Source organism: Acidovorax sp. AC410, from assembly GCF_979253235.1.
Window position 1 is genome coordinate 65,257 of sequence record NZ_CEEDCG010000002.1, and the last position, 12,743, is coordinate 77,999.

Below are 12,743 nucleotides of genomic sequence, written 5' to 3' on the forward strand. Positions count from 1 at the left end.
GGCTCCAGCCAATGAGGCCGCGATCCGCCATGCCGCGTGCCAGCCTAGCCGCCGCCAGAGCCGCGCCTTGCGGCGCTTTGAAGCTGTAGCCAGGATACGCCGCATAGCCGAGCGCCGACAATGGCAGCGTGACCTTGTGCCCGCTCACGGTCGGTGAGGCGAGCACTTGAAGAACCAACTTTTCCGAGTCGGCCTGCGAGGTATGCAAGTCCGAGTTGCGTCTGATCCTGCTCATGCCGCACCTACTTTCCAAGCTCTGCCATCTCGCGCGCCTGGGCATTCAGATCATCAACGGCAGCATCCGACAGCAGAATGCGGAGATCCGTTTGACCAAGTACAACAAAGTCGTCAGCGATCTCGCTGCAGCCAGCCTCTTGGAGTAGCTTCTTCGCTGCTTTGGTGAGCTTCTTTGGCTTTGCCATGGTTTCCCCTCAGTGAACGGTGGGCGCTTGCACGTCCACCAGCCGGTACAAGGTGTACGCATCCTCGCCTTCTGCGAGAACGACGAACTCGCCCGCCAGCAGCTCCTGCGTGAGCAGTGACACCAGGATGTTTGAAGCGGTAGCCAAGCTACCGCCCAATGCCTCGGTGGCCTCACCCATGAAGAACCCAACACGCGGCCCGTAGAGCGTGGCGCGTGGCTTCTGCAGTGGCCTCAGCAGCTCGATCGCTTGAGCAAAATTTAGGTCTTGTTTCACCGGCATGCTCGTCTCCCTCAATACCCGCGCAAGCCGTGTGCCTGCATCAGCACAGAGGCAGCAGAGCGCTGTGGCTCCACCATGTAATCCAGCAGATGCTCTGCCGACTTGTCAGACACCTCTTCATAGGCCGCCCTAGCGCTAATGCCGTAATGCTTGGCGATGCCGCCCAGTATCACGGCCTTCGCCTCGCTGTCGATCACCGCAAGGAACCGGACGTTGTTGTTGAGGACGCCCACAACAGCTCTTTCACCAAGTTTACGAATCTCCGCCCCCACCACACCAAGCCTCTCAAGCTCTTCAAGCAGCGCTACTGCCGTTTGATAGTGCACATGCAGCAAGCGCTCCAGCATGGAGGGCGTTGCTCGCTGTTGTGCAATCACAATTTCTGCAGCCCGCTGCACGAGGTCTTCTGGGATCGGGGTCATTTCGCTGTCCTTGAATGTGGCCTTATTATCCCACACTAATTAAGAAAACGAAACCTCCTACTTCGCTGCATCCTCATCGGCGACGAGAGCCCATTGCCGCGCAGCCATCCGTCTGATCCGCTTTGCGGCCTCCCGATTTGCGGCGATCTGCGCACCGCCATCGCGCTCGGGCCACTCTTCGTTTTCGAGAAATTCAGCGGCATTGTCCAGCGCATACGCCAAGTCAGCGCGTTTGAAATTGCCGGGATTCTTGGTGGCATCGGCATGGTTCAGAGATACAACATCAGGCATTGCTTCCCACCCCTTCGTTCATGAGCCTGGGTAGCGCCGGGGTTACCAGTGGCACCTTGGCGAGCTGAGCAACGGCACGCTTCGACAGCGGAATGAGGACCGACAATTTCAGCTTCAACCATGGGTTTTGCGCCTTCCATATCATCGGGTCGATCCGGCTGAGAATATGGTTGCCCGTGTACGTCCTGAGCAAATTCCAGTGCTGGAGCACGTCAGGCAACTCTGTCACCGCGCACCCTGCCACCAGTGCCAGCTCGGCAGCATTCGCCGGATAGATGCCGACCCAGTAGCTCGCCGCAGTGCCATTCATGAGACACAGCATCTTGGAGCCCTTCGCCCCTCCAAGAACAACCCCTGCAGCGCTGTACCGCTGCTCCCAGGTGCTTTCCTCCAGGCTCAATCGCCGCAGGAACTGGCGGCATTTCCGCTGGAGTCCCCGGCTGTTGCCGTCCACCTCCATGGAACGAACACCTCCCACGCTACCCTCGAAATGGGTGAATGAGGCTTGGAGCCCTTCATCCACCCACAGCACGTCATGGCCGCACCAGCTCAGCAGAGTGGAAGCATTGGCTTTCACCCGGTCCTCGTACCACGCCTTCACCTCGTCCTTGCGCTCGGTGAACTCTGCTGCAGCCAGCTTGCCTACGTGCGTGGCGAAGTTGGCTCGGGCGATGAACTTGCGGTCGGCCTCGATCCGCTCACGGCTCCCGAAACTGGTGGCATCGAGCTTGGCCATCTCGGTACGATTGCCCAGCTCGCGCTCCTGCTGCCAGTCCGTGAGGCCAAGGTAGCCAGGACTCGTCTTGGTGATCTCGCCGGTGCTGGCGTCCAGGGCGAACGTTTGCTCCGGCGCCGCCAGCAGGTTGAGTGCTTCGTCGGGGACATGGTGCCCGTACCGTTCCTCCATCCAGCGGTTGGGCTCGTGGCACTTCGCGCCCACCTCGTCATCCGATACTGCATCCGCCGCTACATCGGCCTTGCGCAGTGCAGGCAGGCCGACAGCCTCGTAGACGGGCACCGGCAGATTCGCAGTCCTCGCATGCTCTATGAGCGCATCCTGGGCTTGCAGCATTTCGGCGGTGTACGAGAGCTGCGCTGCCTTGTAGCCACGGTGCCAGAACTTCTCCACGATCAGGTCGAACATCATGGACAACCACACCAGCTCGGGCGGTGCAAGGTCCGCAATGGGCTTTAAGGGAAGCGCTACATTCTGGTAGGCCACCAGCCCGCGCTGCTCGGTCTGCTTGATGTACAGCCGCCCTGACTCTTCGTCATACCACACTCCGAGTAAGTCATACGGAAACCAGTTTCGCGCGGCACGCCTGTCCAGCTCGCGGTCAGGCCTGCGACTCATCATCCCCTGCAATGGATGGGAATACTCGGGCACGTCCGACAGGACGAACAAGTTGCCGCCATTGCGAATCACAAAGCAGAAATAGCTCTGGTAGCCGTCCGGGTGCCGGATCAGGTTCAGCGACACGCCAGAGGGCATGCGCGTCGCCGCTGCCAGCATACTTTGAACATTCCACCACTGGTGCACTACCCGGTTGTAGATCGGGCGAAAGCCCTCGGCCTCTGGCAGGCCGTCAAGGAACTGATCGACACGCAGCTTCTCGATGCCGCGCAGCGCATCCCGCCGCAGCAGTGCGATGGAATCATGGGTCTGCAGGAGCTGCTGCACGTCATCGCGCCCAGCAGCTCCATAGCCCTCCAAGGCCTCGGAGATGGCGGCGATGAATGCCCCCCTGGCTTCCACCAGCTCAGGCCTGCCCAGCAGCTCCATGAGAGCGCGTGGCTTCGCCAGCCGATCCGCCACACTCTTGGGATCGTTGAGCAACGTGAGAAGGCTCACCTCACGCTCCGCAAGGTAGGTGTTCAGAAAATAGCCCAGCAACAGGTTGGCCGTGATCTCGCTTGGATCAAGGTCAATGGCCTCCTGCAGCGCCGTGAAAGTCTCTTTCAGAGCCCACGACGAGATGGTCAAGCGGGTGGCATTGGGATCGACGCCGGTAATCTCCCGCCAGAGTTCCAGGGCCTGCAGCAGCTTCGACCGCGATGCACTCGAAGCGCTATCAACTCCACCCTCCTGCAGCGACTCATCATTCAAGCGGCTATCCATCACGCTAAGCTGCACTCGCCGTCAAGCGACTTGTTGATGACGCCGCACCGGATCAGCGACTCCACTGTTGCCGGGTGGACAGTTCGTGTTGTGGTGGGCTCCTGCAGGCGAAACAACCCTGTGCCAGGGTGGTGCTGCAACTTGCACCCAGCCTGCAGCTTCGTGACGAGCAGTGCCTGTGGATCGCTGAGTTTCATGCTACTCCTTCAACATGCCTTAAAAAAACCAGGCGCCGTTTCAACCGTAGGTTGTGAGGCGCAAAGGCCGTGCGGCCAGGAGCACCCCCGCCCTCCATCCTCCACCGCCAGGATTCCGGGCACTATGGACAAGCCTGCAGCTTGCCCACAGTAAAACCCTGACGCGCCTCACTATGGACATGGTGGACAACGCTCACGTTGCCCACATCCCCACAGCTCAGCCTTGCCCTACTCTTTCAATTTTTTCTAGGAGATGGAAGGCATGCGCTGCGCGCCGTCACCCAGGCACGGACTCCCAGAGCAGCCACAAGCCCAACAAACAACCCAGAATGAATGCGACTTCACACGCAGCAAAGATCGCAAAGCGCTGCGTCCGGGTTTGGAAAGCGAATCGAATGTTCACCGCGACGGCGAGAAGGCAGGCCATGACAAGCCCTGCCAATACCCCAGGCAAAAAATCAAAAATCAAACCCGCCGACATAGGGGTGATGTACTCGGCAATCGGCAGCTCACCCACACCCTTTGGAGCCGCCTGGAGGCGCTTGAGCACCCAGAGGAATAGTGGGCCGCACGCGAAGGAGCCGATGAGCCAAGTAATGGGCACCTGGGCGACTTCCCGCTGATGAGATTGCTTGTGCATGTCAGTGCTCAATTTCTGTTTTTGTAGCCACGCTTGATGCGTTCTATTTTTGAGCTTCATCGAGGCTGGCCGCAGCCTCGTCAACGCCATCAAGGGCAACATCCAGGGCGCTTACGGCCTCGTCCATCCTCTGCCCCCCACTCCCCTGCTGTAGGCTGTCAGGCAAATTGTCGAACGCCCCTTGCTCTTCATCACGCACCGATTCAATGCGCTCGCGCAGCACCTGCAGCTCATCTAGGATGGACTGAATAGCATCGCGCCGTTGCTTGTTCATTTCGGCACTGCACCAATGCCAGGGGATGCCTTGACACTGCCAAATGGAGACTCGATACCGAGGGCGTCGAATTTCCGCTGCCTCGCACTGGCCGTGTATTGCTCAGCCAAACGCGGGGCCGCCGACACACGTTGCACAAGCACCCGCAGCTCCGTCAGGCGCTCGGCGCTCGGGCTGGGATAGGCCTCGCGCCACTCGTCCACGAGCAACGACACCTGGGGGGTGTTCAAGGCTTCAAGGCGCTCCAGAAGCGTGCCCTGCTGCGCAGTGCGCTCTGCCTGCTCCGATTGCCCCACCACCATGAACGCGGTCAACGCAATCGCCGCCATCACCACCAACAATTTGAACATTTCCACCCCCACTATTTCGAGTAAATATCTTGCAGATAGCTGCTGTAGTGCGAGCATTGCGACACGAGAATGACCCTGCTGTCAGCGGCGCCGTTACGGTCGGGATTGCTTGCATCGGCGCATTCGCGGCATGCCCTCATGTACGCATTGAGAGCATCCGCCGCCGCTTCGAGCTTAGCTGCAGCAGCCAGCCCTGCCTTCTTGCGACTGGCCTCCAGAGAGGCCTGTGTGCTGCGCGCCATCGCTAGTCCAGGCCGTAGGCCGTAGCAAAAGCGGCTTGACTGGGGTAGGTTTCACGCTCGCGATCAAGCAACCCGTAGCTGACGATCAATCCGCCATCCACCTCAACGACCTCGATTTTCCTCGGTTCGTTGCCAGCAGCCTCGACATTGCCGAAGAAGCTGATGCTCAGACCGGAGCCTTCCCGGTAGGCGATGGCGACATTGTTGATGTGGCTCATCGCATTGCAGACAGCCACAGCCTGCGATTGATTCAAGATACGTTGGTGGGCCATGCTATTCCTGTGAATTAAGCGATGGCCCTATTATTGCGCACTAATTGGCCTTTTAGTACACACTAATAAAGATTTTTTGCGCTTGCTTGCGCCCCCGCCCACTCCAGCCACCGGGTGGTCTAAGCCCGTGCCGGAATGGTAAGGGCTCCTGCCTAAGCGCTCGGGCTGGCCGACAGCTCGTCATCTTCTGGCTGAATGCGCGTTCCAGCCGTCTCAAGGCCGCTCACCTTGACCCTAGCCATGCGTGCAATGTCCGCGTAGTCGTCCAGGGTAGGCTCTTCGCCGTTGACCGAGTGCAGGTGCAGGGAAAAGAAGCGCCGCTCACCTTCCTCAAAGTAAGCCCGATCCTCTTTCGGCGTGGTGGTGGAAAACCACATGCGCTCCTGCAGATGGCTGCAGGAAGGCTCGGAAAATCCGAAGTCTTGAACAAGCCGTTTCAGCTCGTCAAAATCCATGTCTTCGCGTTCGCGCTCGTAGCCACGGTACGCCACTTCGCCAGCTTCGACCGACTCGTCAGTCACCACCTCGAACGTGATGGAAACGGTGTAGTTTGTGCTCATATAGTTCCTTACGGGTACGGTGTAACGGTCACATGCCAGGGGTCGGTGAATCGCAATGTTCGACCTTCATGGTCTTCCACAGAGCCCGGTCGATCATGAAATCGTCGGCGACACTGCTGACGCGAGACGTGTACGCAACCACTTCCTCGCCCTCAACGTCTACCCAGCCCAAATCGAAGTCGAACCGAGAACTGGCGTTCTTGATCTTGCCGTCCACCACCTCGCCATGCATCAGGACAAGCTGCTGGCTCTCGTCCAGTTCGAGATACCACGCATCACCATCCAGCACTACGGCAGTTCCCTCTTCCTGGCTGGACAGGTAGCCCGCAAGGCGATTCTCTTCCTCGCATAAGTTGGCCCAGGCAGCACCCACCTCGCCAGGGGCATCGACAAACACACGATCAGTCCTGATCGGAAAAGACGGCGCCGGAGTACGCTCAATCGCAACACGCATGGAGACGGCCACCGCCGCGTCAGACACGTTCAGAATACGGTCGGCGTCGGGGGTAAATGGATCTCCGTTGATGCTGACCACGCCGCCCGTGGATGCACTTACGCGGATGGCCCTGCCATCGGGAGTGGTCATCGTGCTACGCACCCACTCCTTGGCCTGCGCCTGCACCCAATCCCCCAGCGTTGCGCCCATCGCACCGGCCACTCGTTGCGCGAGAGCCTGCGCCTCGGGCTGGGTCCGCGCCTCCGTAACGGGCATCTTGGCTTTCAGCGCGTCGAATGAGGCTATGGCCGCATCAAGCGCGCCGATCACTGACTTACGAGGCATGACCTCACCCTCAACGAGCACATCGTCGCCTTTGCCCAGCTTCGCATAGGCCAGGACCATGGACGCACCTGGGGGCGCCTCCAACACAACGTGCAAGGTCAGCCCATCGGGGTCGGTTCGCTTGAATCCCGCCCGCTCAGTGCCATCGGCAAGAGTCTCGACCGCGCCACCAAACTCCAGCTCAACATCCTCGCCGTATTCACGGAGCTTGGTCAACGCGAAATCGGCTTTGATGATCTCAGGTGCCATGGATTCATTGATGGAAGCCGTCACATCCCGCAGAGCCTGCATCTGCGCTTGCCAGCGCGGGTCTTGGTTGGCGGGCGGTAGCTTGCTATTGCTGACCTTCTGGCCCTCGTCCAGTGCCAAGAGTACCGAGGCGTCTTGCAGCTTGTGATGCGCCTCGTGAACACCGTGCAACGCGAGCTTGCAATGCACCAGCGCCTGAACGATCCGGTTTTTGGTGATGGCCGGGTCAGCATGCTCGTGCTGATCCCGAAGCGTTTCCAGGCGCTCCACGCTCGCACGGAGCACCTGATCGGAGTGCATCTCACCCATGGCGATCTTCGCCAGATCACTGGAAAGCGACTTGTTGGAATGATCCATTTTGATCCCCTCGGCGATTGATTGCTGGAGGTTTATGGTGCCGGGTCGGCATCGTCAAAGCTGCGCTCGAAATCCTCGAATGTCACGCGCCCCTCGACCACCTCGCGCAAGGCATTCAGCTCAACCGCTTTCAGCTCACGGAAGGAGGTTTCACGCACCGTCTGTGGCTCGTCGTAGCCGGATGCCAGCTCACCCTTGGCGTTCACCAGCCATGCATCGCCTTGGCCCTGGTGGTATCCCGGCTCGAAGTCCTTGGTTGGCACCACGTACCGGAACTCGCCATCTGCGATGCCGGAGTAGCCGTCATCGGCAAGATAGACGCTGCCGCTCTGTAGCGCTTCACTCATGTCCACGCGGCCATCTTTCACCAGCGAGGCCACGGGTACGAACTGGTAGCGGCCCACGTTCAGCCCGTTCACATCATGGAGCTGGAAGTCGTTTGCACCATCGCCGATCCGGGCAGCGGCATCACGCAGGATGCGCGACACCTCCTGCTGCGGCTCATCCTCAAAAGCAAGGTTGCCCAGCTCGATAGCCAGACGCAGCCCGCTATCGGGGATTGGCTCGCTGGGCACGCGGGAAAGCACCGCAATTTCTCCCACCCGGTTGCCGTTCACGTCACGCAGTGGAAAAGAGCAATCGTCCAGGCTCATGCCCTCGATCTTGTCGGCTGCATCGCCAACGATCCTGGCGATCTCATGAGTGCGGCCCATGTCCGCAAAGGCTGCGTTGCCAGTGCTTTCAATGGAAAGCACTACATACCCCCCAGGCGATGCCTGGGGCAACTCGTCCTCACGCGCGGGGGTTGTGTTCTTCTCTGTCGTCATTGCCTTTTCCTTCTCCCAGTTCGCGGACATGCTCTTGGCCGTTGCAAGCGCATCGTCCGCGTCGTTTGTGTAGTACGCAATCGCTTCCTGCCTTTCCTCGCACCATGCCCTGCCTTTGTCGGGATAGCGCTCGGAAAGCCTGTACAGGTTGACGGTGACACGCCACTCGCCATCGGCGTGCAGCGCAGTCATCCCTGGAAGTTCCTTGATCGCGTCTCTTGTTGCCTTGATAGAAGCCATTTTTTGTTCCACGAGTGCAGCGCCTACGGCGCTGGTCCACCTACCTCAATGTCGCTGTACTGGCCGTCCAACGCCACATCCAGCTCGAAGCCGTCCAGCGCGATCTCATCGTCCTGGTCCTGGGCGACGCCCGCATTCACCTGCTGTGTCGCTTCGTCGCCCAAGCGGAGGCCTCCAAAGTCAATCTCCACATCCTCATCGGCAGCTTGAGCAGCCGGTGACGGGGAAACAGGCACCGGCATCGGCCACACCACCCCACCACCCCCTGGCGCGGGTGGCGGGGTGGCAACGGGAGCGGCAGCGGGCATCGGCCACGCCACATGCCCACCCCCTGGAGTAGCAGGCGGTTCCGCAACAGGCTCATGCGTGACTGCGGGCTTGATCGGCGCAAAATTCGGCAGCTCACCCTTGATAATCTTTTTGAGGTCAATGCCCTGTTGACGCTTCGCATTGGGGTCAGCCGCGCCAATTGCGTTGTCGGAAAGGTGCCCTTCAACAATTGCGCGTAGCTCTGGGTCGAAGTCAAAGACTGCGTTGTAGATTTTCTCGGCGTCGCGAGCCGCCTTGAAGATCGCAGAACGGTCCTCTTTCAAGAGCTTGATGTAGTCATCAAGGTAGGCCGCGTGGTCTTGCAGACCACCCTCCACGCCCAGTGCGGCGCAGATCATGGCCGACGCCATCTCGGCGCGCAGTTCTTCCCACACATATTCGGGCGAGTCGCGCTTGGCATCCTCAACGCCACGATTCAGCCGGGACTCGTGGCCCGTCCAATGCGCGATCTCGTGGATGACAGTGCGGTAGTAGTCACCTGGGGTCTTGAAGTGACCGCGAGGCGGCACCGTGATTTCGTCGCCCGCTGGATCGTAGAAGGCTCTATTGACCAAAGCGCCCTTGGCAGCTCGGGTCAGTTCACGATGTTCGATCACGGCGCCGGTTGCCTGGATCAGGCGCTCTGCATGCTCATTGGCATTGAACGGGCGCCGTTCTTTCATGGGCGGCATGCCCACCACATCGGCCCCGTTGAACACCAGGGCATAGATGGGCTTTGGCCGCTCCACCCTGGCCGTGGCCTCCAAGTCATCGACCGGAGCCCACTGGTACGAGTCGTGGCCACGGAACCTGCTACCTGTGACGCGCGCATTCTGCGCCGCCTCAATGGTGTCCGCTTCCTTCATCCAGCCGAGGCGCCCGTAGGCGGCATATTTGCCGCTCTTGAGCTGATAGACAGCTTCGACAGCAGGCTTGTCTGTCCCTGCAGACCACTCCACATCCTTGGGCTTGGACTCAGGAAACTGCCAAAACATCACCGCCTCCGACACCGCTCCCTTGCGAATCGAAAGCCCTGCCTGCTTGGCCTGATTGAACGTCAGCCAGCGCGGGTCAGCCGAGTCGCGTGCGAGCTGGCCCATGAGCAGGTTCACAGCATTGGCACCGCGATACTCGCGGCCCTGCTTGCCTTTCTGCGGCGTGTAGGGATTGAAGGCCTTGGTCAACCCTCGATCCCAGCTCGCCTCCCACGGCTTCGTGCCCTCCGTTTCCATCAGCTCTATGACCTTGTTGGTCACGTCCTGGGTGAAATTCGGGCGTGGCTTCTTTTCGTCCATGCCTCAACCTCCTGCAGCCACGAGCTGCTGGCCGTCGAAGATGACGTTGCGCTGGTACTCCGCAACGATCTCTTCCAGAAAGTCCAGGGGAACCGCGTCTTCGCGCTCGGCAATCGTCACGTCGATTTCATCGTTCATGGAATCCTCACTTGTCCTCGAAAAAGAAAGAAACCTTGCCCGCTGGGTCCAGGCGCAGGCCTGCGGCGAATTTCTTCTTGGCAGCAGACGTGAACCCACTCACTGGAGCCAATGAGCCCGTGCGGATCAGCGTCAAGGCCTCACGCTCAGAGAGCGTTCGGCCAGCGATGTTTGCCCACAGCGTGAAGTCCCCTGTTGCACACGAGTACCTGGGCTTGTCGCCACCCAGATGGCGCAACTCACCCTGGCACCGTGGACACGGTGCCTCGAATGGCTTGGCGGCTGCAGCGGCGCCGCTGGCCTCCGCTGAATCGGCGAACTCGAAGCCCATGGAGAAATCGTCCTTGAGCACGAGGATCGCGTCGAATTTGCGCTTGGTCTTGCTGCTGTGGAAGCCCTTGAGCAAGCCCGTTCGGCGCTTGGTCAACAGCTCGGTCATCTCGTCGGGCGTTATCACGCGCTCCGACACCGTGGTCCAGATCCCAAAACCGCAACTGCATTCGAGCTTGCGGTTGCCGCGCAGCTCGCCGCCGCACTTCGGGCATGGGGTCTTAAAAACCCGCTGGGTAGGCTCTGGCATTGCCGAGGCCTTGCCCTTGAGCACGTCGATCATGCCGCGCGCACTCTTGCCAATGCCGGACATGAATTCATGGCGGGCAAGGCGCCCGTGCTGCACGTCCTGCAGACGGTGCTCCCACGAAGCCGTCATTTCAGCAGAGGTGAGAGCGGACAGGTTGTTGCGGGTCAGGAACTCGTAAAGACCGTCGCCCTTGTCCGTGGGAACCAGAAACTGCTCTTTGCCTTCACGGGTCATGTAGGGCTGCTTGGGCTTCTCCCTGCTACCCGTGCTCAGCAAGCCTTCAATGATGGACGCCCGTGTCGCGGGCGTGCCCAGGCCAGTTTCGCGGATCGCCGCGCGCAGCTCGGAGTCCGCAAGGGTCTTCCCGGCTTTCTCCATTGCTCCCAGCAACGTGTTTTCGTTGTAGCGAGCTGGAGGCTTGGTCTTGCTGCCAACCGCCTGGACACCCTGGTTGCGTACCGCCTCACCCTTTTCGTAGGCACAAAGGCCTGGAGCATCACCCTTTTGACGGTCGCCACCCCACACCACACGCCAGCCTGCATCAAGCATCACCCGGCCAGAGGTGCGGAAACGCTCGTCAGCCACCACCGTGATGCGGGTGGTGGTCTGGTACACCGCATCCGGGTAGAAGGCCGCGATGAACCGGCGCGCGATCAGGTCGTAGACACGCTGCTCGTCGTCGGAAAGACCGCTAGGCCTCGTGCCGGTAGGAATGATCGCAAAGTGATCGGAAATCTCGTTGTTGTCGAAAATCCGCTTGTTTGGCTTCACCCAGCCGCCGTCGATGACGGCCTGCGCCAATGCGGCATAGGCAGTCCCACCAAATTGGCCCATCAGCGCTGCTGCAGGGGCCACGTAATCCTCCGGCAGCGCTTTTGCATCAGTCCGAGGGTAGGTAGTGACCTTGTGCGTCTCGTACAGCGCCTGGGCAATGTCCAGCGTCTTCTTCGCGGAGAACTTGAAACGCTTGTTCGCCTCGCGCTGCAGCGTGGTCAGATCGAACAGACGCTGCGGCGCTTCCTGGGTGCGCTTCGCCTCCTCAGTCACGCTGCTGGGCGGGACACCGTGGCACTTCGCCACCAGGGCATCAGCCCTGGCCTTGTCGAAGATGCGCTGGCCCGACGAGGCCTCGGGCTCGGCACCAGCTTCGTCGTCGTCCACCTCATCAACAGCCTCGGCCTTTGAGCTGGCATCAAACCAAGTCCCCTGGTAGCTCCCAGCAGCGACACCAAATGTGCCGCGCACCTCCCAGAAATCCTTGGGCACGAACCCCTTGATAGCGCGCTCGCGCGCTACCACCAGTGACAGGGTTGGCGTTTGCACCCGCCCTACGCTCATCAGCTCGTAGGCGCCATTCTGGCGCTCGTGAAGGCGAGTCACACCACGGGTGCCATTGATCCCCATGACCCAATCGGCCTCGCTGCGGCAATAAGCGGCATCAGCAAGGCCCTGGTATGTCGCACCGTCGCTGCGGTGCTTCCAGGCCTCAAGGATGGAGTCGTGCGTCATCGACTGCAGCCACATGCGGCTCATGGGCTTGCGACATCCGGCGTAATCGAAGATGAGCCGGAAGATCAGCTCACCTTCGCGCCCAGCGTCGCACGCATTCACCACCTCTGTGACCGATGGGTCTTTCATCAGCTTGACCAGTTGCCGAAGCTGCGGGCCTGCGTCCTTGGTAGGACGCAGCTCAAACCGCTGGGGGATCACCGGCAGGTCATTCAGACTCTTGCCACCCTCGTCGGCCTCCTTCGAGAAAATCTCGATCAGGTGGCCGCGTGCATTCGACACAATCGCGTCGCTACGCTCGTAGCAGCCGTCGCCCTTGCTGAATCCACCCAACGCCTTCGCAATGTCACCGGCAACAGATGGCTTCTCGGCAACGATCAAGACTCT

At 60.3% G+C, this 12,743-nt stretch carries 17 protein-coding genes; all 17 read right to left on the minus strand.

All coding sequences use genetic code 11. From position 1 onward, the window contains the following. Positions 1–242: 242 nt before the first annotated feature. The 17 genes from AC0IZS_RS32955 to AC0IZS_RS33035 all read right to left on the minus strand — a co-directional run bounded on the left by AC0IZS_RS32955 (position 243) and on the right by AC0IZS_RS33035 (position 12,737). Positions 243–422, minus strand: a complete 180-nt coding sequence (locus tag AC0IZS_RS32955; RefSeq protein ID WP_092942592.1) for a hypothetical protein — start codon at positions 420–422, stop codon at positions 243–245. Between the two features lie 9 nt (positions 423–431). After that, a complete protein-coding gene (locus tag AC0IZS_RS32960) occupies positions 432–704 on the minus strand; it encodes a hypothetical protein (RefSeq protein WP_471639633.1) in 273 nt (90 codons plus the stop codon). 11 nt (positions 705–715) lie between these two features. Beyond that, on the minus strand, positions 716–1,126 hold the full coding sequence (locus tag AC0IZS_RS32965) for a DNA translocase FtsK (RefSeq protein WP_471639634.1): 411 nt from the start codon (positions 1,124–1,126) through the stop codon (positions 716–718). A 57-nt stretch (positions 1,127–1,183) separates the two neighbouring features. Continuing rightward, entirely contained in the window at positions 1,184–1,417 is a 234-nt protein-coding gene (locus tag AC0IZS_RS32970; protein WP_471639635.1) for a hypothetical protein, read from the minus strand. After that, positions 1,410–3,524 carry a hypothetical protein gene (locus tag AC0IZS_RS32975; RefSeq protein WP_471639636.1) on the minus strand — a complete coding sequence of 705 codons (2,115 nt, stop codon included), beginning with the start codon at positions 3,522–3,524 and terminating at the stop codon, positions 1,410–1,412. The genes AC0IZS_RS32970 and AC0IZS_RS32975 overlap by 8 nt, the downstream gene beginning before the upstream one ends. Before the next feature lie 11 nt (positions 3,525–3,535). Further along, positions 3,536–3,733 (minus strand): hypothetical protein, encoded by a 198-nt coding sequence (locus AC0IZS_RS32980; RefSeq protein ID WP_471639637.1) that lies wholly within the window; start codon positions 3,731–3,733, stop codon positions 3,536–3,538. Positions 3,734–4,010: 277 nt separating this feature from the next. Continuing rightward, positions 4,011–4,373, minus strand: a complete 363-nt coding sequence (locus AC0IZS_RS32985; RefSeq protein WP_471639638.1) for a hypothetical protein — start codon at positions 4,371–4,373, stop codon at positions 4,011–4,013. 43 nt (positions 4,374–4,416) lie between these two features. Then, positions 4,417–4,647 carry a hypothetical protein gene (locus tag AC0IZS_RS32990; protein ID WP_471639639.1) on the minus strand — a complete coding sequence of 77 codons (231 nt, stop codon included), beginning with the start codon at positions 4,645–4,647 and terminating at the stop codon, positions 4,417–4,419. Then, on the minus strand, positions 4,644–4,997 hold the full coding sequence (locus AC0IZS_RS32995) for a hypothetical protein (protein WP_471639640.1): 354 nt from the start codon (positions 4,995–4,997) through the stop codon (positions 4,644–4,646). The genes AC0IZS_RS32990 and AC0IZS_RS32995 overlap by 4 nt, the downstream gene beginning before the upstream one ends. Before the next feature lie 11 nt (positions 4,998–5,008). Next, positions 5,009–5,239, minus strand: a complete 231-nt coding sequence (locus tag AC0IZS_RS33000; RefSeq protein ID WP_056639108.1) for a hypothetical protein — start codon at positions 5,237–5,239, stop codon at positions 5,009–5,011. A 2-nt stretch (positions 5,240–5,241) separates the two neighbouring features. Next, positions 5,242–5,511, minus strand: coding sequence for a hypothetical protein (locus tag AC0IZS_RS33005; RefSeq protein WP_087863745.1), 270 nt, complete (start codon positions 5,509–5,511; stop codon positions 5,242–5,244). A gap of 152 nt (positions 5,512–5,663) precedes the next feature. Continuing rightward, the gene (locus AC0IZS_RS33010) at positions 5,664–6,071 is read right to left on the minus strand and encodes a hypothetical protein (protein ID WP_305540482.1); all 408 of its coding nucleotides are present in this window, start codon (positions 6,069–6,071) and stop codon (positions 5,664–5,666) included. A gap of 28 nt (positions 6,072–6,099) precedes the next feature. Beyond that, entirely contained in the window at positions 6,100–7,458 is a 1,359-nt protein-coding gene (locus tag AC0IZS_RS33015) for a hypothetical protein (RefSeq protein WP_087863747.1), read from the minus strand. A 32-nt stretch (positions 7,459–7,490) separates the two neighbouring features. Continuing rightward, complete coding sequence (locus AC0IZS_RS33020; protein WP_305540484.1) at positions 7,491–8,525, minus strand: hypothetical protein; 1,035 nt, start codon at positions 8,523–8,525, stop codon at positions 7,491–7,493. A gap of 23 nt (positions 8,526–8,548) precedes the next feature. Further along, entirely contained in the window at positions 8,549–10,129 is a 1,581-nt protein-coding gene (locus tag AC0IZS_RS33025; protein ID WP_305540486.1) for an ArdC family protein, read from the minus strand. Positions 10,130–10,132: 3 nt separating this feature from the next. Next, positions 10,133–10,267, minus strand: a complete 135-nt coding sequence (locus tag AC0IZS_RS33030) for a hypothetical protein (protein ID WP_255357421.1) — start codon at positions 10,265–10,267, stop codon at positions 10,133–10,135. Positions 10,268–10,274: 7 nt separating this feature from the next. After that, positions 10,275–12,737, minus strand: a complete 2,463-nt coding sequence (locus AC0IZS_RS33035; protein ID WP_305540488.1) for a DNA topoisomerase — start codon at positions 12,735–12,737, stop codon at positions 10,275–10,277. Between the last annotated feature and the right edge of the window lie 6 nt (positions 12,738–12,743).